The organism is Methylophilus sp. TWE2 (genome assembly GCF_001183865.1).
Lineage (GTDB): Bacteria > Pseudomonadota > Gammaproteobacteria > Burkholderiales > Methylophilaceae > Methylophilus.
This window is the reverse complement of sequence record NZ_CP012020.1, coordinates 2,660,409-2,679,572: the sequence shown is the minus strand read 5'-3', so window position 1 is coordinate 2,679,572 and position 19,164 is coordinate 2,660,409. Positions and strand designations below refer to the sequence as shown.

The 19,164-nt window shown below is 51.1% G+C and carries 20 protein-coding genes and 1 other RNA gene; 12 read left to right on the top strand and 9 right to left on the bottom strand.

The annotated features are described in order from the left end of the window. Positions 1–29: 29 nt before the first annotated feature. From ACJ67_RS12625 to trxA, 4 genes are all read right to left on the bottom strand, one after another. Complete coding sequence (locus ACJ67_RS12625; RefSeq protein WP_049639372.1) at positions 30–1,709, bottom strand: glycosyltransferase family 39 protein; 1,680 nt, start codon at positions 1,707–1,709, stop codon at positions 30–32. A 138-nt stretch (positions 1,710–1,847) separates the two neighbouring features. After that, positions 1,848–2,048, bottom strand: coding sequence for a 50S ribosomal protein L31 (gene rpmE, locus ACJ67_RS12620; RefSeq protein WP_049639371.1), 201 nt, complete (start codon positions 2,046–2,048; stop codon positions 1,848–1,850). 103 nt (positions 2,049–2,151) lie between these two features. Next, entirely contained in the window at positions 2,152–3,411 is a 1,260-nt protein-coding gene (gene rho, locus ACJ67_RS12615; RefSeq protein ID WP_049639370.1) for a transcription termination factor Rho, read from the bottom strand. Positions 3,412–3,491: 80 nt separating this feature from the next. Continuing rightward, positions 3,492–3,818 carry a thioredoxin TrxA gene (gene trxA / locus ACJ67_RS12610; protein WP_018987391.1) on the bottom strand — a complete coding sequence of 109 codons (327 nt, stop codon included), beginning with the start codon at positions 3,816–3,818 and terminating at the stop codon, positions 3,492–3,494. 191 nt (positions 3,819–4,009) lie between these two features. On the opposite strand from trxA, the gene ACJ67_RS12605 reads away from it, so the two are divergent. Further along, on the top strand, positions 4,010–4,528 hold the full coding sequence (locus ACJ67_RS12605) for a TlpA disulfide reductase family protein (RefSeq protein ID WP_049639369.1): 519 nt from the start codon (positions 4,010–4,012) through the stop codon (positions 4,526–4,528). Positions 4,529–4,536: 8 nt separating this feature from the next. On the opposite strand, the gene ACJ67_RS12600 is transcribed toward ACJ67_RS12605, so the two are convergent. The 3 genes from ACJ67_RS12600 to ACJ67_RS12590 form a co-directional block, all read right to left on the bottom strand. Continuing rightward, positions 4,537–4,824 carry a DUF3579 domain-containing protein gene (locus ACJ67_RS12600; RefSeq protein ID WP_018987388.1) on the bottom strand — a complete coding sequence of 96 codons (288 nt, stop codon included), beginning with the start codon at positions 4,822–4,824 and terminating at the stop codon, positions 4,537–4,539. 28 nt (positions 4,825–4,852) lie between these two features. Continuing rightward, entirely contained in the window at positions 4,853–5,437 is a 585-nt protein-coding gene (locus tag ACJ67_RS12595; RefSeq protein WP_049639368.1) for a BON domain-containing protein, read from the bottom strand. A 75-nt stretch (positions 5,438–5,512) separates the two neighbouring features. Next, positions 5,513–5,869, bottom strand: coding sequence for a YraN family protein (locus tag ACJ67_RS12590; protein ID WP_018987386.1), 357 nt, complete (start codon positions 5,867–5,869; stop codon positions 5,513–5,515). Between the two features lie 66 nt (positions 5,870–5,935). On the opposite strand from ACJ67_RS12590, the gene rsmI reads away from it, so the two are divergent. Next, positions 5,936–6,784 carry a 16S rRNA (cytidine(1402)-2'-O)-methyltransferase gene (rsmI, locus tag ACJ67_RS12585; RefSeq protein WP_049639367.1) on the top strand — a complete coding sequence of 283 codons (849 nt, stop codon included), beginning with the start codon at positions 5,936–5,938 and terminating at the stop codon, positions 6,782–6,784. Positions 6,785–6,798: 14 nt separating this feature from the next. After that, positions 6,799–7,833 (top strand): dihydroorotase, encoded by a 1,035-nt coding sequence (gene pyrC, locus ACJ67_RS12580; protein WP_049639366.1) that lies wholly within the window; start codon positions 6,799–6,801, stop codon positions 7,831–7,833. Here pyrC and ung read toward each other — a convergent pair. Further along, entirely contained in the window at positions 7,830–8,516 is a 687-nt protein-coding gene (gene ung, locus ACJ67_RS12575) for a uracil-DNA glycosylase (protein WP_197080623.1), read from the bottom strand. The genes pyrC and ung overlap by 4 nt on opposite strands. A gap of 67 nt (positions 8,517–8,583) precedes the next feature. Between ung and rnpB the strand changes: the two genes are divergently transcribed. From rnpB to ACJ67_RS12565, 3 genes are all read left to right on the top strand, one after another. Then, positions 8,584–8,926, top strand: an RNA gene (gene rnpB / locus ACJ67_RS14530) — RNase P RNA component class A. Between the two features lie 259 nt (positions 8,927–9,185). Next, a complete protein-coding gene (locus tag ACJ67_RS12570; RefSeq protein ID WP_053092901.1) occupies positions 9,186–10,760 on the top strand; it encodes a diguanylate cyclase in 1,575 nt (524 codons plus the stop codon). Between the two features lie 103 nt (positions 10,761–10,863). Continuing rightward, complete coding sequence (locus ACJ67_RS12565; protein WP_049639364.1) at positions 10,864–12,024, top strand: hypothetical protein; 1,161 nt, start codon at positions 10,864–10,866, stop codon at positions 12,022–12,024. Positions 12,025–12,164: 140 nt separating this feature from the next. On the opposite strand, the gene ACJ67_RS12560 is transcribed toward ACJ67_RS12565, so the two are convergent. Beyond that, the gene (locus ACJ67_RS12560) at positions 12,165–12,452 is read right to left on the bottom strand and encodes a glutaredoxin family protein (RefSeq protein WP_231587179.1); all 288 of its coding nucleotides are present in this window, start codon (positions 12,450–12,452) and stop codon (positions 12,165–12,167) included. Between the two features lie 416 nt (positions 12,453–12,868). On the opposite strand from ACJ67_RS12560, the gene mraZ reads away from it, so the two are divergent. Genes mraZ through murF form a run of 6 tightly spaced genes read left to right on the top strand, consistent with a single transcriptional unit; the run spans position 12,869 to position 19,159 of the window. After that, positions 12,869–13,315, top strand: coding sequence for a division/cell wall cluster transcriptional repressor MraZ (gene mraZ, locus ACJ67_RS12555; protein WP_018987378.1), 447 nt, complete (start codon positions 12,869–12,871; stop codon positions 13,313–13,315). After that, a complete protein-coding gene (gene rsmH, locus ACJ67_RS12550; protein ID WP_049639363.1) occupies positions 13,312–14,301 on the top strand; it encodes a 16S rRNA (cytosine(1402)-N(4))-methyltransferase RsmH in 990 nt (329 codons plus the stop codon). The genes mraZ and rsmH overlap by 4 nt, the downstream gene beginning before the upstream one ends. Positions 14,302–14,310: 9 nt before the next feature. Further along, positions 14,311–14,589 carry a cell division protein FtsL gene (gene ftsL, locus ACJ67_RS12545; RefSeq protein ID WP_049639362.1) on the top strand — a complete coding sequence of 93 codons (279 nt, stop codon included), beginning with the start codon at positions 14,311–14,313 and terminating at the stop codon, positions 14,587–14,589. 24 nt (positions 14,590–14,613) lie between these two features. Then, positions 14,614–16,341, top strand: coding sequence for a penicillin-binding protein 2 (locus tag ACJ67_RS12540; RefSeq protein WP_272227272.1), 1,728 nt, complete (start codon positions 14,614–14,616; stop codon positions 16,339–16,341). Then, positions 16,338–17,798 (top strand): UDP-N-acetylmuramoyl-L-alanyl-D-glutamate--2,6-diaminopimelate ligase, encoded by a 1,461-nt coding sequence (locus ACJ67_RS12535; RefSeq protein WP_049639360.1) that lies wholly within the window; start codon positions 16,338–16,340, stop codon positions 17,796–17,798. The genes ACJ67_RS12540 and ACJ67_RS12535 overlap by 4 nt, the downstream gene beginning before the upstream one ends. Further along, positions 17,795–19,159: a UDP-N-acetylmuramoyl-tripeptide--D-alanyl-D-alanine ligase gene (murF, locus tag ACJ67_RS12530; RefSeq protein WP_049639359.1), complete on the top strand. Its 1,365-nt coding sequence runs from the start codon at positions 17,795–17,797 to the stop codon at positions 19,157–19,159. Before ACJ67_RS12535 ends, murF begins: the two co-directional genes overlap by 4 nt. Positions 19,160–19,164 lie beyond the last annotated feature (5 nt).

The window sequence follows — 19,164 nt, the reverse complement described above, 5'->3', positions numbered from 1 at the left end:
CCTTAATCACTTCTAGCATTGATAATCTGTTAGCGGTGTTGAAGCAACCTGAAAGATTCCTTGTTTTGACGGGTTTGCTCACCTTCCCAGATCACTTGCCAACCTTCACCGGGTAATGCGTGGCGTTTCCCGGGCTGATCTTCAATCAGGTACAAATTGCAGTGCGTGGGGTTGCTCGGTATATGGTAATTCAACCTTATGCCAGCATGATAGTGCAGCAGGTCCGCCTGTGAAGCGCCAATGTTTTGGGCGTGGATACAATTGTAATGCGCAGGCAAGTGTTTGCGCAGGTCTTCAAACAGCGGCTGGTAGGTACGTGCGGCTTCTATCATGGGCAGCCATAAACTCATGAACACCGTCCATGCGCAAGTCATGCCGATGGCCCAGTTGGTGGCACTGGACCGGTTGGAGTGCTTGGAACGCAAGACAATGGAGAGCCAGATCAGCGTCACTGCAACGGCAATCGCTCCATATAGCAGGCTGAAGGGGATGGTTTGCAGACCAGATAGGTAGCTTAAACGTTGGTAAAACCTGACCGGTGTGCCGTTGAGCATCGCCCACCAGCCAATCCAGGCGAGGGCGATCAGGATGCCAAACAGGATGAGTCCGAACCAGTTTAATGCACCGGCTGCGCCACGTTTAAGGGTTTCTATGCTGCCTGCTGCCAACACCGTCAGGGGAACCAGTAACGGTAAAGCACTGACTTCGCTGCGATCACTTAAAAAACCAATCAGGATAAAGGCAATGCCAAAAAAAATCAGTCCCAACTGAAAGCGGTAAGTTGTCAGTACAGAATGCCTGAAGCGCCATATGCCCCACATGGCAAATGGCAGCGCTGGCCAGGCATACCAAGCCAGTGTTCTCAGAAAATAGCCATGATTGCTGGGCCACTGTACCTGCCATTGTGTTTCCCACCAAGCGTGCCAAAGTCCTGGCGCCCATTGCTGACAGAGCCAGCACCATAAGTAGATGCCAGGCAAGGCCAAAATTGTGCCGATGATCATTGCTCGGGAAGCGACTTTCTGCTGGCGAATGGAGGGCAGTAATAGAAGGCAGCTGACGGACAACACAATCATCAGTGTTGGCACAACGCCACCGGAGAGAAAGGCGACTAATAATCCGGTGCACAATAACCACATGGCCCGCATAGGCTTGCGCTTTGCCAGCGCCAGCGCATAAAACGCCATGGTGATCCCACTCAATGCAGCGACAGCTGGCATCATGGTGTGTGCGCTGACTACCAATCCCAGGCAGCCGATAAAAATAAAGTTGGTCTGGCGGCCTACCCCCAGATTCCATAACTCACGGCCACTGAGTCCGGTCATGATCAGTGTCAGTAGCATCCACAGGCCTACGCTGAGACGTGCTGCATCGTGGGTAGGAAGCAATGGAGAGAGCAGATGAGCAAAGCCGGTGGCTGCCCAATAAAATAATGGGGGTGTTTCCAGAAGCGGATGCCCGGCAGAAGTTGGGGCAATCCAATAGCCATTTGTCCAGCTATCAAGAGATAAAAAAGGGTGGTTAATCAGATTTTGAATGATGCTCGCTGACTGGGACTCGAAAGGTTTCCAGGGTGAGTGGCCGACCAGGCCCACACAAAGCCAGATGGCACACAGCAAAATCAATAAATGCGTTTTTGCTCGCTCACCCACCTTGGCGCGGGGAGTGGCCATGTTTTCTTGCCAGTCGTGATCAATATAAAACTGCATGTTTGAATTCGAGTCGCAGAATAAAACGCATGATACGGTTGTTATATATTAGCGCAAAGCGTATGCGCCCAGAGTGAACTGCTGCAGATAAAACAAAAAAGGCAGCCATGCTGCCTTTCTGTACATACTGTGCCGAAATTACATGCCGTATTTTTGGCGGAATTTCTCAACGCGACCAGCAGTATCGACGATCTTTTGTTTGCCGGTGTAGAACGGGTGACACTGTGAACATACTTCAATGTTCAGGTCTTTACCGGTAGTCGAACGGGTTTTGAATTTGTTGCCACAGCTACATGTGACGTTGATTTCCGGGTAATTTGGGTGAATATCAGCTTTCATGCTTTCTCTCTAATCTTAAGCAGTTGCAGTAAACGCGCGATTATCTATGATTTTGACAGATTTATCAATAGCAACTCGATAAATAATTGCATCCGTCTGAGGTTTAGCCCCGACGCATGCTGTCAAAGAAATCGTTGTTGCTCTTGGTGCCTTTGATCTTATCGAGCAAGAACTCCATCGCTTCGAGGTCGTCCATGGGGTAAAGCAATTTGCGCAGAACCCATATTTTTTGCAGTACATCTTTGTCCAGCAACAACTCTTCGCGGCGGGTGCCTGACTTGTTGACGTTGATGGCTGGGTAAATCCGTTTCTCGGCCATGCGTCTATCCAGGTGGATTTCCATGTTGCCGGTACCCTTGAATTCTTCGTAGATCACGTCATCCATCCGCGAGCCGGTATCCACCAGGGCCGTGGCAATAATGGTTAATGAACCACCTTCTTCTACGTTACGTGCTGCACCGAAGAAACGTTTGGGTTTTTGCAGCGCATTGGCATCCACACCGCCGGTCAGGACTTTGCCCGAAGATGGGATCACCGTGTTGTAAGCGCGGGCCAGGCGGGTAATGGAGTCAAGCAGGATCACCACATCTTTTTTGTGCTCAACCAGGCGTTTGGCTTTTTCCAGCACCATTTCAGCCACTTGCACGTGACGGGTTGCAGGTTCGTCAAACGTAGACGCCACCACTTCGCCACGTACGGAGCGGGTCATTTCGGTCACTTCTTCCGGACGTTCGTCAATCAGCAATACGATCAGGACACAGTCGGGATGGTTGGCGGTAATCGCATGTGCAATATTCTGCAGCATGACGGTTTTACCGCTTTTGGGGCTCGCGACCAGTAAGGCGCGCTGGCCTCTACCAATTGGCGCAATCATGTCAATGACGCGGCTGGTAATGTTTTCTTCGCCACGGATGTCGCGTTCCAGTGTCAGTGGCACAGTGGGGAACAGCGGTGTCAGGTTCTCAAACAGAATCTTGTGTTTGGTATTCTCTGGCGCTTCACCATTGACGCTATCGACTTTCACCAAGGCGAAGTAACGTTCGCCATCTTTAGGAGTACGAATCTCGCCTTGGATGGTGTCACCGGTATGCAGGTTAAAGCGGCGAATCTGCGAAGGTGACACGTAAATGTCGTCCGGACCCGCCAGGTAAGAAGTGTCCGGGGATCGCAGGAAACCAAATCCGTCCGGTAATACCTCCAGTGTGCCATCACCAAAAATGCTGTCACCTTTTTTTGCCTTGTTTTTGAGGATCGCAAAAATAAGATCCTGCTTGCGCATGCGGCTGGCATTTTCAATGTCATTGGCAATTGCCATTTCGACCAGTTCGGTCACGGGAAGATGTTTGAGGTCGGATAAGTGCATGAGTAACTCGCTAGACTGAGAAACGCCGGAGAGATTGAAAAGAAAACCCGGTTTCGCAGACTGGAAACCGGGCAAGAGAATTAAATGTTGCTATCAATAAACGCGCTGAGTTGAGACTTGGACAATGCGCCAACTTTGGTGGCTTCAACATTACCGTTTTTAAACAACATCAGGGTTGGAATGCCACGAATACCATATTTTGGCGGAGTATTCTGGTTGTCATCAATATTCAATTTGGCGACCTTCAGGCGGCCAGCATATTCTTTGCTGATGTCGTCCAGGATAGGCGCAATCATTTTACAAGGTCCGCACCATTCAGCCCAGTAGTCAACCAGTACCGGAATCGTGGATTGCAATACTTCTTGTTCAAAGCTGGCGTCGCTTAAATGGGTAATGTTGTCGCTCATTATTGCCTCTTAAGAATGGTAAAGGATTTAAATCAAATGTAGACTGGATTTAAACAGAAAAATTTTGAATGTGTGGCTAATTTTTGTTTGGATGAGTAATTTGCTGAAAGGTGAAATTACCAAACGGGATAAGGCTAGTATAGCAACAGTTTTCCAGCATAATCAAGTTTTTTCCGTCTACGTCATTCAATATGGGGAATATTTTGGATAAAAACAAGAGGAGCTGCCAGCTCTTCTGCCTATTTGGCACGTTGGCGCTAGTTGCCTGCTTGTTACGGCCCAATCCGTGCTTAGCGGCGAGCCCGAGCTGGGTCATGCAGGATATGGCTGGGCACACACACCAGCTATCCCAGTACAAGGGGCGCTGGGTGATCTTGAATTATTGGGCACCATGGTGTCCGCCCTGCCTGGAAGAGATGCCTGACCTGGTCACTTTTTATGACGCGCATGCCAGGCATGATGCCGTCGTGCTGGGCGTGGCAGTGCAATATAAAACGGAGCGGTCGGTGCGTGATTATGTCGACGATATGCTCATTTCTTATCCCATCATCCTGGGGGATGCGCAAAAAAGCGCACTATTGCAACCTGAGGTGTTGCCGACGACGTATATTTATGCCCCCGATGGCTCGCTCTATAAAGTAAAACGCGGCGCCTTGAGTAGAGGTTGGTTGGAAACCTTGCTCAAGGAGGCCGCGTCAGCGTCCAAATGATGCTGAAACTAAATGGTTACTGCTTCACCCGCCGGATTAATCACGCTGAGCTGGTTTTCTTTGGCAAATTGCATTAATTGCTCAAAACCAGCCGGATTCACATCCTTTAATTTCATGTCTACTGACAGGCTACGCACGTTATTCACCAGTTTGGGCTTGAGGTAAGGCGAGTAGCGCAATTTCTTGTCGTCGCCAAATGACGCGTAAGTGCTGCACATACGGTCCACCCAGTCGCTAGGGCGGAAAGGCTTGCCAGCCAGTGTAATGCCCTGGATGATGATTTCCTGATTTTCCATTCAAATTCCTTGAGAATGTAGTTGATAATTAATTGGTGTATTCAAATACCTTGACGACCTTGCTCACGCCTTCTGTCGTTCTGGCGATCTCCACCGCGTCATTGGCCTCTTTTTCAGACACGATGCCCATGAGGTATACCACGCTGGCTTCGGTCACTACTTTTACCACATTGGCCGGGAACAGGTTTTCGCTGACAAAGCGTGCTTTAACCTTGGTGGTCAGGTAGGTGTCATTGCTGCGATCGCCGATGGAAGAAGCCGGGCCTATGGTCAGGCCATTGTGGATGTTGCGGACGCTGGAAATTTCCTTTGTCAGTGTTTCCGCCTGCGTACGCTGGCCCTCGTTAGGCACCTCGCCTGTCAATAAAACAATGCGGTTATAGCTGGTCACATTGATATGAGACGCCTTGTCCATATATTGCGACAGGCGTTTCAATGTTTTTAATTCAATGTTTTCATCTTCTACATAAATGCCTGAAGTGCGGCGGTCTGCTGCCATGGCACCTCCAGCTGCCGCACCACCGACGACGGCTGGAAAGCAACCGCTCAATTGGGTGCTGATCAGTAACAAGGCAATAGCGGAGATCTTACCAGTGAATTTTTTTTGGGTCATGAAGCTTCCTAGATCTGTGAGAAAAACTAAAGATGTTGGGTGTGACAGCAGGTAATAAATAAAATTCTACGCTTTTTATGTGTCTATTGCATTACGAATCCAGTTTGGAGACTGGTATTCGCTGTTATCAAACAGGATGGCATCAAAGCGGCATGGCATATTCAGGTCGTGGCTTTGTAAGTAAAACTGTGCAACCCGGATCAGTTTTTGTTGTTTGCGCTGGTCTATGCTGTCGGCCGCGCTGGTAAATCCGCGATGAGTACGCAAGCGGACTTCTACAAAGACCAGCGTTTTGCTTTCGCGCATAATCAGGTCTATCTCCCCATAACGACAACTATAGTTTTGCGCAAGCAAAGACAAGCCTTGCTGCTGCAGAAATAACGCCGCCGCCTTTTCTGCCGCCAACCCCTGGTTATTCTGGTTAAGTTTCATGGTCTTGAGTTTGCCGGAGTTATTTTATTACTTAGCGAAACCAGCACGATGCCTTAAAATAATGAAATGAATGAAGCAGGCATATTATATGTAGTGGCAACGCCCATCGGCAATCTGGGCGACGTGACCCAGCGAGCGCTCGCTACCTTGCAGCAAGTGGATGCGATTGCTGCCGAAGATACGCGCCACAGCGTGGGCCTGTTGCGTCATTTCGGTATCAGCAAACCTTTGCTGGCCGTGCATGAGCACAACGAACACCAGTCTGCACAGGGTTTGATCAAGCGATTGCTGGCTGGAGAGTCTATCGCGCTGGTGACGGATGCGGGAACGCCCGCAGTAAGCGACCCGGGGGCGGTCGTGGTGCAGTCGGTGCGTCAGGCAGGCATCCGGGTGGTGCCTGTACCCGGTGTGAGTGCGGTGATTACAGCGTTGTCAGCATCAGGCATTACACAACCAGGCTTTTATTTTGAAGGCTTTTTGCCAGCCTCCGGGTCACAACGTCGCAAGCGTTTACAGGCGCTGAAAGCAATTCCGGCAACACTGGTTTTTTATGAGGCGCCACACCGCATTGTGGAGTGCGTTCAGGACCTGCATGATGTGCTGGGTGGAGCGCGTCAATTGACGCTGGCGCGTGAATTGACCAAAACTTTTGAAACCATACACACCTGCCTATTGACACAGGCGGTAGACTGGTTAAAGGCTGATCCCAACCAGCAGCGCGGAGAGTTTGTCCTGCTGGTGCATCCTGATATTCAGGAGAAGGCAGAAGGACTGGATGAAGAGGCGTTAAGAATTTTGCAGCGCTTGCTACAGGAACTCCCTCTCAAGCAGGCCGTAGCGCTGGCAACCGATATCACTGGCCACAAGAAAAATGAATTGTATGAAACGGCCCTTGCGCTCAAGGCCGGAAGCTAAAAAAAGGTAATAGAATGACTACTGAATTAACCCTGATCCGCCCCGATGACTGGCACTTGCACCTGCGCGATGGTGACGGCCTGAAGGCTGTATTGCCGGATACGGCTAGGCAGTTTGCGCGTGCCATTGTGATGCCCAATTTGCGTCCGCCCGTGACGACTGCCGAAGCTGCGCTTGCCTATTACCAGCGCATCCAGCAGGCGTTGCCAGTAGGGCTGGTTTTTGAGCCACTCATGACTTTATATTTGACTGACAACACGCCAGCAAAGGAGATTGCCGCAGCCCGTACAAGTGGTGTCATACATGCGGTCAAACTGTATCCTGCTGGTGCGACCACCAATAGCGATTCTGGTGTGACGAGTTTGTATAAATGTGCTAGTGCGCTGGCAGAGATGGAAAAGCAAGGCATGCCGCTGCTAATTCATGGTGAAGTGACTGATGCTGATGTGGATGTGTTTGACCGTGAGAAGGTATTTATCGAGCGTCATTTACGGCCACTGTTAAAAGACTTCCCTGGCCTGAAAGTGGTGTTTGAGCATATTACAACCAAGGATGCCGCTGAATTCGTAGCTACAGGCCCTGATACATTAGGGGCGACCATCACTGCGCATCACCTGCTCATGAATCGTAACGCCATGTTCACCGGCGGTATTCGCCCGCACCATTATTGCTTACCCGTCCTGAAACGTGAGACGCATAGGCAAGCCTTGGTGAAAGCGGCTATTTCGGATTCTGGAAAGTTCTTCCTGGGCACGGACAGTGCTCCACATCCTAAGTCTGCCAAAGAGGCCAGTTGTGGTTGTGCAGGCATGTATACAGCACACGCAGCGATTGAGTTGTATGCTGAGGCCTTTGAGGAGGCCGGGGCGTTGGATAAACTCGAAGGCTTTGCCAGTTTCTATGGGCCAGATTTTTACAACTTGCCACGCAATACTGACAAAATCACCTTGCGGAACGAGAGCTGGCTGGTGCCTGAAACCATCCCTTTTGCAGAGGATGTGCTGGTGCCATTGCGCGCAGGACAAACAGTGGCGTGGAGGCTGGTTTAAAGTTGCCAGTTGATAGGCGTTTGCCCATGCGAAACCAAATAGTCATTGATTTTTGAAAACTGTCGCGTACCAAAGAAACCTCGGTGCGCGGAGAGTGGTGAAGGATGCACTGACTTTAAAACCAAATGTTTATGCGGGTCTATCATGGCCCCTTTTTTTTGTGCATAGCTGCCCCATAACACAAATACCAAGCCCTCGCGTTGCGCATTGAGAGCGGCAATCGCCGCATCAGTAAAAGTCTCCCAGCCGCGATTCTGGTGTGAACCGGCATTAGCCATCTGCACGGTTAACGTGGCATTGAGTAACAATACGCCCTGATCTGCCCAAGGTGTTAAATCGCCGTTGCCACTCATGCGTATCCCTAAATCTGATTGAATCTCCTTAAAGATGTTGACCAGAGAGGGTGGTAATGCAACCCCGGCTTGGACAGAGAAACTCAGGCCATGTGCCTGACCAGGGCCGTGGTAAGGGTCCTGGCCGATAATCACCACGCGTACTTGATTGAAAGGCGTGTGATTAAAGGCATTGAAAATCAACGGACCTGGGGGGAAGATGGTTTTGCCTGCGGCCTTTTCCTGTTGCAAAAACGCCTTGAGTGACTGCATATAAGGCTTCTCAAATTCTGCGCCGAGTACAGCTTGCCAGGAGGGATCGAGTTGACCGGGTTTTTCTTGTAGGTGCATTAGTATTGAAGTGAGTAACGATTTTGCACATTATAGGGTGTTCACCCATGCGTGGTAAAATAGCAGTGAAGCCAACCAGACAGTCGCCGCCTGTGCAAACAGGGGGAGGAAAGTCCGGGCTGCACAGAGCGGGATGACGGCTAACGGCCGTACGCTGAAAGCTGGCAACAGTATAAGGCGAGGAATAGGGCCACAGAGACGAGTAAACCTCTTTCGGGAGGTGGATGTGAAACGCGGTAACCTCCATCTGCAGCAATATCAAATAGGCTGGCATTTGTCGCAAGACATAAGGCGTGGCTCGCGCTGCCAGCGGGTAGATAGCTTGAGCGTGTGAGTAATTGCACGCCTAGAGGAATGACTGTCAGCTACGCAAGTAGTTACAGAACCCGGCTTACCGGTTGGCTTTGTTTTCCCTCATCTTGCAATCTTTTTATAAGACTCTTCTTAAATCTCAATCAGGTCATGCAATGTTGCCTGCTTTTGCCATTGGGTGACTTCCGATCAGTCTGTCGCTTTGAACGCCTGGGTCGTTCAGATTGGAGCGGCGATGATTGGTTAAACTGGGCGATGGGATGACTTTCTTGTATAGTTTGCTTATTAATTAATAAAAAAGCGGTGAGTTTTATAGTGGGGATGTTTGATTGTTTCGGCCGGGGGGTGATAGCGATCATGATCGCTTTGCTGTCCATTGGCTCGGCACAGGCACTCCCTCAGTCTATCGAGGGTGACTGGTATCTTGTACATCCGTACGAGCGTACGCAAAATCACCATCAATTTCTCTCTAAGCCGCTACAAAAGAAATACTCCTCAGTTAACACAGTGAGCCCGACGGGTGGGCATTATCTTTATATTGCTTCTTTTGAAATCAGCAAGGCGCAGGCGTATGTGATTGATTTCAAAAACACCAGTACGATAGAGTTTTTCCGGCATCAGGTATATGACCAGCAAGGTCGTGAAGTGGTCAGCCTGGAGGGGGGCATCGGCCTTAGAGCGGAAAATCCTTTTTTCTTGAGGCATGGACGCATTGTGACCCTGGTGCCAGGAAAATATGTCCTGGCCACACAATTGATTTCTACCAATTATCTGGCGATTCCTGAACCTTATCTGGATGACCAGGCAAGCTACATGCATGCGATCAAGCGCGGCAATGCACTGACATTGTTTGGCCTGGGGATATTTTGGGGACTGGGAATTTACTATACAGTCCTTGCGGCGAGCCGTAATCGCAGCGTAGAAGCGATGTATGCCATTTTTATTGCCGGTAACTTTATTTATAACAGTGCCGCGCTGCTTGTTATCTCTGATCTTCTCAATCTGCACTCGATTTATCTGGTTTCTATGCCGGTGCTGGTTTCCAGCATGGCTTACATGTTGTTTGTGATGCGTCTTTTGGAAATCAATCCTTATCAGCACAAGCGACTGTACTATGCTGGTGTTTTCATTTTGCTCATGATGGTGTTGTTTCTTTGCCTGGGGATCGCATTCCCCAATTGGGCCCTGGAGTTTTGTCGCTATGAGGTTGCGCTGTTTTTATGCTATGGGCTAGCAGTGGCTATCCGGCAAAGTCAACGTAAAAATGCAACCGCCAAACGCTATTTGGTGGCGATCAGCCTGTTTTTTGTATGCGGCATTATTGCGATTAGTCTTAGCAAACTTGACCAGCAGTTTGATTTGTATATTGAACATCTTGGATTGGTGAGTGTGGCCATTGAGGTGGTATTGCTGGCCTTGGTGCTTTCCTTCCAGTTCTCGCAATTACGTCAAGAAAAAGAGGAGGCGCTGGAAGCGCTGGGCATGACAGAAAAAGTGGCTCATTCAGATGCGTTAACCAGCTTGCCGAACCGCTATGCGTTTGCAAAGGCGCTGGAGCAGATGACCATGCAAGGCAGCCTGACCTTTATTGATCTGGATGGACTCAAATTCTACAACGATCAGTATGGCCATGCGCGTGGGGACGAACTGCTTATTTGCTTTGCAAAAAACTATCAGCATTCTTTGGGTAGTGATCTCGTCCTGTACCGGCTGGGAGGCGATGAGTTTGCGGTGATGAGTTACAAGGGTGAGGTGACGGTTGTCGAGCGGGCGCTGCAGCAAGCGATTGAACGCGTACGCCTTGAGGGGTTTGAGTTTTCTGGTGCCAGCGCGGGTTATGCCTATTATTATGAGGCAGATACCATCGCAGAACTCTTGCGCATCGCCGACGAGCGTATGTATGAAAATAAGCGGTCGCGCCAGCAGGGGTGACGATTGCAGTGCTAAAGTGGCAATGCAATCACTATCTGGCCATGCAACATTCAATCAGTTCTGATCATTAAATAAGTCATTTATAAATCAAGCGGGGGAGTGCATGTTTTCTACTAAAACACGTTATGTGCTGGTAATGGCTGTTCTGGCGATGGTGTTGATCCCGTTGGCCGCTTCCTGGTTTGCTTATCCATCCACGCATCTGCCTCCCGGTTTTGGCGTTTTTCCACCACAGTTTGTGGAGCAGCCGCCTGGGTTTAACCTGACAGTTTTTATTGTATTGGCCCTGCTAGAAGCAGCATTTGCTGTCTTTCTGATTTTTCCGCAATGGTTTGGTTTTAAACCAGTTGCCCCATCGCCAGCGCCAAACCCGCTTGCATTTCCCTGGTGGTTTTGGGCGGGGGGGGTTGCCACGCTGTTTTTCTGGTGGTTATTGTGGACACGCACGACGCCATTTGGTGACTTGGTCTACTATGCCTTTACCCCTATGTGGTGGGGATTTATCTTCGTGCTTGACGGCCTCACATTCCGTTATTCTAACGGATATTCATTGTTTGCCAGCCGCCCTAAAACATTTCTCATCAGTGCCATTGTGTCGATTGGCGGTTGGTATTTCTTTGAATATTTCGATTATTTTGCCTTGGGTAACTGGTATTACCCCAATACCGATATCCCGGGATTAAGCCATACCACGATTGTGTGGATTTTTATTTTTGCCTATACCACCGTTTGGCCTGCTGTTTTTGAGTGGTATACCTTGCTGAATGCTTTCCCTAAGATTGCAGGTCGTTATTCACAAGGCCCCGCACTCGCGCTCCCGGCAAAGCCAATGTTGTCTTTGAGTTTTGTGTTGTTTGCCGCCGTGCCGTTCTGGCCTTATCCTTTGTTCTGGGCCATGTGGATCGCCCCACTGATAGGCATCGCTGGCATATTGATGATGCGGTGTATATGGACGCCGTTTACTGATCTCGCCAATGGCAATTGGAGTCCTGTCCTGCTGATGGCGCTCAGCTCATTGTTTAACGGATTTTTCTGGGAGGTTTGGAACTACGGCAGCGCGCATCCTGCTTTGCCTGTCACCAACCCGAATTACTGGGTATACGATATTCCTTACGTGAATGTGATTCATATTCATGCTGAAATGCCCTTGCTAGGCTTTGCCGGCTATTTGCCATTTGGGGTGCTGGTATGGGTGGTGTTTATCTGGGCGGGCAAGGTGTTTGGGTTTAACACCAGTATCCTCAATAATGGTCACAAGCATTAATGCTGTGGGGCGCATGTCCCATTGTTTGCTCAGCACCCTGTGAGGTGAGGCCGGCGTTATTCACTTCGGCCTCACCTCACAGCAGATTTTTCTATCATGCATTTTTCTCGCCGTCACGCCAGGCATTTCGATTTGATCTACTACTTGGTCGGGCTGGCTGACTTCTGTTGTTGCCACTGATCTAGCACTGCTTCCATTTTTTTCTGGTTGTAACCTCGCACCACATCCCCTGCCACCAGCAATACTGGCACGCCATCCCCGGCCAGTCGCTGGTACTGGCTGCGCGCCTCTTCTGAGGTTTCGATATTCATTTCCTGATAAGGAATGCCTTTGGCTGTCAGCAGGGTGCGTGTTTTTTCGCAATATGGACACCAGTCGGTGGCATAGAGCACTACTTTTCCGTGACTAAAGTCAGGCGGTGGATTCAAGTAAAACCACCACGTGCGCCATTCCGTGGCGATGAGAATGGCCGTCCCGATGAGTAGGAATTTCAGTCGCGGGGAAAGCTTTATAGTCATAGGTGGTTGAGAGAAATAGGCATGATGAAATGGACCGGTTTTTTGCGTAAAAAATCATCAAAAAATAACGTTTTTTAATTATTCAATAATTTCAATGAGATATCTATTTTTATTAAACAACTTTATGTGTTTATTGCGCCAATCTATTGATTTGAATTGCTTTGTTAAAATGACCTAAGTCATTGTCTTTAAAAGAGATTTTTTCATCCAAAGTGCTTGCCAAGCACTTTTTTTTTATCTATAGTGTGCAAAAGGGTGGTTTTGTGTTGAATTGTGGGAAATTTTTTCCATTTTTAATCAAAAACGGGTTGTGGGAACGATAAATCATGTTTCGTGGGGCGGTACAGTTAAGTTTGGATGCAAAGGGGCGGCTCAGTGTGCCGGCCAAGCACCGTGACGCCCTGACCGCAGGCGGGCAAGGTGAAGTGGTGCTGACAGCGCATCCCCATCGTTGCCTGATTCTTTATCCGCAAGCAGCTTGGGAGCCGATTGAAACCAAGCTGACCAGTTTGTCCAGTTTTAATCCTCAAACCAGTGGTATTCAACGCATGATCGTGGGCCAGGCAGATGTGATGCATCTGGATTCTGCTGGCCGCTTGCTGGTGAATGCCGTGCTGCGCAAGTTTGCCAAGCTCGACAAGGACGTGATGATGGTCGGGCAAGGTAGTCATTTTGAACTATGGGATGTCGCCGCATGGGATCAGCAATTGGAGAGCCTGATGGCGGCTGACCAGCTACAGATTCCGCAAGAGCTAGAAGGATTCTCGCTATGACGCGGGGCGCGAAGTCAGCGCCCGCGTCCTTGACGGAAACGTCAGTGTCACCAGTCGCCGCCAGTCATATCACCGTATTGCTCAATGAGGCGGTAGAGGCATTAAACGTGCGGGCTGATGGCATTTATGTCGATGGCACCTTCGGTCGCGGCGGCCATAGCCGGCTCATCCTTTCCAAATTGGGTAGTCAAGGTCGCCTGATCGGCCTGGACCGGGATCTGGCGGCGGTGGCGCATGGGCAAGCGATTGCAGATGCGCGTTTTAGCATGGTGCACGCACACTTTTCATCGATGGCTACTGTTTTGGCGGAGTTGGGTGTGCAGGCGGTGGATGGCATTTTGCTCGACTTGGGTATTTCGTCGCCGCAGATTGATGAAGGTGAGCGCGGATTCAGCTTCCGTTTTGACGGGCCGCTGGATATGCGTATGGATCAAAGCCGGGGGCAGACTGCCGCAGAGTGGTTGGCCGCTATTTCAGAGAAGCAATTGGTTGAGGTGATAAGGGATTATGGTGAAGAACGGTTTGCTAAGCAGGTTGCAAGGGCGATTGTTAAGGAGCGCGAAGATGGGCGTCCCATCACCACTACAGGGCAACTTGCCAAGGTCGTGGCAGGCGCCATCCCCAAGAATGAGCCGGGCCAGAACCCTGCAACGCGCACATTTCAGGCTCTACGGATTTTCGTCAATCAAGAGCTTGAGGAACTCTCGCTAGTGATGCCGGATTGTTTGCGCCTGCTGCGGCCGCAAGGCCGGTTGGCGGTGATCAGCTTTCATTCGCTGGAAGACCGTATCGTCAAGCGCTTTATCCAGTCTGAGGAGGACCGGGACAATCTGCCTGCAGGACTGCCCGTGCGCGCCAAGGATTTACCGCAGCCGCGCCTGGTCTCGGTCGGTAAAACGATTAAGCCGAGCAAGGCAGAAGTCGCCGCCAATGTCCGTTCACGTAGCGCGGTGCTGCGTGTGGCTGAGCGCACCATTGTGCAATAGAGCTAATTTATGCTGCGCCTGAATTTGATTTTGTTTGCAGTGACTATCGCCATGGCGTTGGGCGTGGTGACTGCGCAATACAAGGCGCGCAAATTGTATTTTGAGCTGGACAGGCAGGAAATGCTGACCAAGCAGTATATGACCGAATATGACCAGTTACAGATTGAGCAAAGTACCTGGGCCATGCATTCGCGGCTGGAAGACTTTGCGACCACTCGTTTGCATATGCATAGCCCGAGCATGCAGCAAACACAGGTGATCATGGTGGATGTTCCACCTGCACCTTGAGTGTGGAGTTGCATAAAAATGGTCATGCTGCTTAAAGAGAGTCAACACAAGCTGGTGAAGCTGCCGGCCTGGCGGCGCAGGACGCTGCTGGTGTTGCTGCTGTTGAGTTTTGGCCTGCTGCTGGGGCGCGGGTTCTACCTGCAAACCCTGCATAAGGATTACCTGATTAAAAAGGGTGAAGCTTTCTCACGGCGCAAAGTAGTGCTAATGCCGCACAGAGGCAAGATTTATGACCGACACTTCAAGCCATTGGCCATCAGCCTGCCGGTGGAGTCGTTATGGGTGAACCCGACCGACGTGCAAATATCGCCGGTTCAACTGAAACAGATGGCTAAATTGCTGGACATGCCAGCAAAAGAGCTGCAGCAAAAAGTGCAGCAAAAGAAAAAAGAATTTGTGTATATCAAACGGAGAGTGGCGCCCGATGTGGCAAAACAGGTGATGGCGATGAAAGTGCCCGGCGTATTCAGTCAGAAAGAATACAAACGCTTCTACCCTGCGGCAGAAGTGGCGGCGCATATCGTCGGTTTCACGGGTGTCGATGACACAGGCGTAGAAGGCATGGAGCTGTACCGCAACAATGTGCTGTCTGGTACGCCAGGCAAACGCGACTTTGTGCGTGACCGCAAGGGGCATGTGGTAGAAGATCTGGTCGCCGTGAAATTGCCCCATGACGGTCAGGACCTGGTGTTGAGCATAGACCGGACCGTGCAATATGTGGTCCACCGTGAATTGTCCCGTGCAGTTGAAAAGCACAAGGCCAAGGCAGGCGCCGCTGTCGTGCTGGATGCCAAAACAGGCGAAGTCCTGGCCTTGGTCAATATTCCCACTTACAACCCGAACAATCCGGTGAATGTTGCCAGCAAATTGCGCAACTCTGCCATCGTCAATATTTTTGAGCCGGGCTCCACCATGAAGCCGGTGACTGCGGCGGCGGCCATGGAGTTCGGCCCTTACCAGCCCGATACCAAGATTCAGACGGCACCAGGTTACCTGCGCATAGGCTCGGCGACCATACACGACGCACACCCAAATCAGGTGTTAAGCGTATCGCAAGTGATTCAAAAGTCATCCAATGTCGGTTCGGCCAAAATGGCGCTCGACCTGAATCGCGAGCAGTTGTGGAATACCTATGTGCAACTGGGTTTTGGCACACCCACCAAAATTGGTTTCCCGGGTGAGGCTTCTGGCAAAGTGCGCGATTATAAAACTTGGCGCCCCATTGAGCAGGCCACCATGTCTTACGGTCACGGCATCAGCGTGACCTTGCTGCAATTGGCGCGCGCCTACACCGTGTTTGCTAATGAGGGTGAGCTGTTGCCCGTCACGCTGACCAAGCTGCCTGAGCCGCCAGTGGGGCGCCAGGTGTTCTCAGCCAAGGTTGCCAACGCAGTCAAGGATATGCTGGAACTGGTGGTGCAACCGGGTGGTACCGCACTGAAAGCGCAAGTCACAGGCTATCGTGTGGCAGGTAAGACAGGAACAGCGCACAAGTTGGGTGCGAGTGGATACGAGCATGATAAATACGTGGGTTCCTTTGTCGGTATGGTGCCGGCTTCCAATCCACGCCTGATCATGGCGGTGATGATAGATGAGCCTAACAATGGCGAATATTACGGCGGCAGCGTGGCGGCGCCGGTGTTTAGTGCGGTCATGAACGATGTGTTGCGTATGCTGGTGATTCCGCAGGATGGCAATGCATTGCCAATCGCAACCCCTGCTGATGCGGCTGAAGTGAAGGAGGCGATGTGAGTAAATACATTATTCCAGCGCCCGTGCACGGCATTACGGCAGACAGCCGCCAGGTGGAAAAGCATGGCTTGTTCCTGGCCTATCCAGGACAGCACAGCGATGGCCGCGACTATATTGAAGACGCCATCGCCAAAGGGGTGAATACCGTGATCTGGGACAGCCAGGGATTTGACTGGAACCCGGAATGGACGGTGCACAATATCGCCATCCCTAACCTCAAGTCGCAAGTTGGGCATATTGCCAGCCAGTTTTATAAGGATCCTTCCGAACAGCTGTGGTGCGTGGGTGTCACGGGCACTAACGGTAAAACAACAGTCACCCATTGGCTGGCGCAAGCCTACCGCTTCCTGCAGCAAAAATCGGCCGTGATTGGCACGCTGGGTAACGGGGCATTGGATGATTTGCAGCCAACCCAGAACACCACGCCAGGGCCGGTGGAATTACAAAAGTTGCTGGCTACCTTCGTACTGGATGAAGTGCGCATGGTGGCGATGGAGGTGTCTTCACATGGCCTGGACCAGGGTCGAGTCAATGGCGTTGCTTTTGATGTGGCTGTGTTCACTAACCTGACGCGTGACCACCTTGATTACCACCAGACGATGGAGGCTTACCAAGCAGCCAAGCGCAAACTGTTTGACTGGCAAACCCTCTCTGCTTCTGTCGTTAATGCGGATGATACCTTTGGCCTGAGCTTGATCGATGCGCTGCGCAAGCAGGGCAAAAAAGTGTTGAGTTATGGCTTGCACCAGGAAGCTGATGTCTGTGCTACTGCCGTTACCATGCATGCCACGGGTTTTGAAATCCAGGTGCGCACGGCGCAAGGCCGTGGCGATATCCAGTTGCATGCCCTGGGACAGTTCAATGTGTATAACGCGCTGGCAGTGCTGACCAGCCTGCTTGCGAATGATGTGGCTTTGCCAGCGGCGTTGCAGGCAGTCTCTGGTCTGGTCCCAGTCGCTGGTCGTATGCAGATGTTTGGTGGGGGGGATTTACCGCTGGTAGTGGTCGATTATGCCCACACGCCAGACGCATTGGAAAAGGCTTTACACACTTTGCGTATCCAGGCGCGTGGCAGATTGCTCTGCGTATTCGGTTGTGGCGGTGACCGCGATGCGGGCAAACGCAGTGAAATGGGCCGTATTGCCGACGAACTGGCTGATACCGTGATTGTAACCAACGACAATCCACGCTCTGAGAATCCCTACGCGATTATTGCTGCCATTGCAGAGGGCATGACACGGGATGTGGAAATAGAAACAGATAGGGCCAAAGCGATTGCACTTGCCATCAGCCAGGCAGCAAAAGGAGATGTGGTGTTGGTTGCTGGTAAAGGCCACGAGGACTATCAGGAAATCCAGGGAATTAGATATCCGTTCAGTGATGCCGAGTGGGTGCAAAACGCATTGAAAAAAAGTGCATTGAATCAGAATACATTCAGTCAGAAGGTGCCCGCATGATCTCACTACAGACAATCGCTGAGGTATTGCAAGGCATCATGCAGGGAGGCGACGCCGTTGTGACTTCGGTCGACACCGATAGCCATCGCGTGCAACCGGGACAGCTATTTGTTGCCTTGCCTGGCGAAAAATTTGATGGCCACGATTTCCTGCCGCAGGTTGCTGTGCAGGGTGCGGTGGCTGCGCTGGTGAGCAAGCCTGTTGAAACTGCTTTACCAACCGTGCTGGTGAAAGATACACGTCTGGCATTGGGCCAATTATCCAGCTGGTGGCGTCAGCAACGCGCATTGCCGCTGATTGCTGTGACTGGGAGTAATGGTAAAACCACCACCAAGGAAATGATCAGCGCCATTATGCAGGTGCATGTGGGTGGTGCGGACAATGTACTAGCCACTGCCGGTAATTTTAATAACGACATCGGCATGCCACTGACCTTGTTGCGTTTACGCCCGGCGCACCGTTGTGCCGTGATCGAAATGGGCATGAACCACCTCGGCGAGATTGATTACCTGACGCGCCTGGCGCGGCCAGATGTCGCGGTGATTAACAATGCCGGAACGGCGCATATTGGCGAGCTTGGCTCACGTGAAAATATCGCCAAGGCCAAAGGCGAGATTTTTGCCGGATTGGGTCATGACGGTATCGCGGTAATCAATGCTGATAGCGAGTTTGCTGATTACTGGCGTGGCTTGAATGCCGGGCGCAAGGTGCTGACATTTGGCTTGCACCCTGCTGCTGATGTGCGAGGTGAAGTATTGGATGTGGCATCCAGTTTCAAACTGCACTATCAGGCAGAAGAGGCGAAATTGACGCTGGCTGTGCCTGGCACACATAACATCATGAATGCGTTGGCCGCAGCAGCAGCCAGCCTGGCTGCAGGCGCTAGCCTGGTGGAAGTGGCGCAGGGCTTGCAGGGATTTGGCGGCGTGAAGGGGCGGTTGCAGCAGAAAACAGCCGCTACTGGAGCAACACTGATAGACGACACTTACAACGCGAATCCGGACTCCATGAAAGCGGCGTTGGATGTATTGAAAAACGCAGGCGCAAACACGGTGTTTGTGATGGGTGATATGGGTGAGTTGGGCACAGATGCCGAGGCCATGCATGCGCAAATTGGCCATTATGCCAAAGACAGTGGCATAGGCAGGATGTATGCCTTGGGTAAATTGACGCAGGCAGCGGTGCAAGCCTTTGGCGGATCAGCGCGACACTTTGCCTCCGTGGAGGATCTAGTGGCTGCCTTGCAGGCGGAAATAACAACAAAAGACGTGGTATTGGTGAAGGGCTCGCGCTTTATGCAAATGGAGCGTGTGGTCAATGCCTTGGTTGGGTCGCAAACCACTGAATCAGTGGGGAAATAGGGAAG

Excerpts from the sequence above, each read along its gene's own strand:
- ACJ67_RS12625 (WP_049639372.1), bottom strand. The coding sequence starts at position 1,709 with ATGCAGTTTTATATTGATCACGACTGGCAAGAAAACATGGCCACTCCC.
- rpmE (WP_049639371.1), bottom strand. The coding sequence starts at position 2,048 with ATGAAAGCTGATATTCACCCAAATTACCCGGAAATCAACGTCACATGT.
- rho (WP_049639370.1), bottom strand. The coding sequence starts at position 3,411 with ATGCACTTATCCGACCTCAAACATCTTCCCGTGACCGAACTGGTCGAA.
- trxA (WP_018987391.1), bottom strand. The coding sequence starts at position 3,818 with ATGAGCGACAACATTACCCATTTAAGCGACGCCAGCTTTGAACAAGAA.
- ACJ67_RS12605 (WP_049639369.1), top strand. The coding sequence starts at position 4,010 with ATGGGGAATATTTTGGATAAAAACAAGAGGAGCTGCCAGCTCTTCTGC.
- ACJ67_RS12600 (WP_018987388.1), bottom strand. The coding sequence starts at position 4,824 with ATGGAAAATCAGGAAATCATCATCCAGGGCATTACACTGGCTGGCAAG.
- ACJ67_RS12595 (WP_049639368.1), bottom strand. The coding sequence starts at position 5,437 with ATGACCCAAAAAAAATTCACTGGTAAGATCTCCGCTATTGCCTTGTTA.
- ACJ67_RS12590 (WP_018987386.1), bottom strand. The coding sequence starts at position 5,869 with ATGAAACTTAACCAGAATAACCAGGGGTTGGCGGCAGAAAAGGCGGCG.
- rsmI (WP_049639367.1), top strand. The coding sequence starts at position 5,936 with ATGAATGAAGCAGGCATATTATATGTAGTGGCAACGCCCATCGGCAAT.
- pyrC (WP_049639366.1), top strand. The coding sequence starts at position 6,799 with ATGACTACTGAATTAACCCTGATCCGCCCCGATGACTGGCACTTGCAC.
- ung (WP_197080623.1), bottom strand. The coding sequence starts at position 8,516 with ATGCACCTACAAGAAAAACCCGGTCAACTCGATCCCTCCTGGCAAGCT.
- ACJ67_RS12570 (WP_053092901.1), top strand. The coding sequence starts at position 9,186 with ATGATCGCTTTGCTGTCCATTGGCTCGGCACAGGCACTCCCTCAGTCT.
- ACJ67_RS12565 (WP_049639364.1), top strand. The coding sequence starts at position 10,864 with ATGTTTTCTACTAAAACACGTTATGTGCTGGTAATGGCTGTTCTGGCG.
- mraZ (WP_018987378.1), top strand. The coding sequence starts at position 12,869 with ATGTTTCGTGGGGCGGTACAGTTAAGTTTGGATGCAAAGGGGCGGCTC.
- rsmH (WP_049639363.1), top strand. The coding sequence starts at position 13,312 with ATGACGCGGGGCGCGAAGTCAGCGCCCGCGTCCTTGACGGAAACGTCA.
- ftsL (WP_049639362.1), top strand. The coding sequence starts at position 14,311 with ATGCTGCGCCTGAATTTGATTTTGTTTGCAGTGACTATCGCCATGGCG.
- ACJ67_RS12540 (WP_272227272.1), top strand. The coding sequence starts at position 14,614 with ATGCTGCTTAAAGAGAGTCAACACAAGCTGGTGAAGCTGCCGGCCTGG.
- murF (WP_049639359.1), top strand. The coding sequence starts at position 17,795 with ATGATCTCACTACAGACAATCGCTGAGGTATTGCAAGGCATCATGCAG.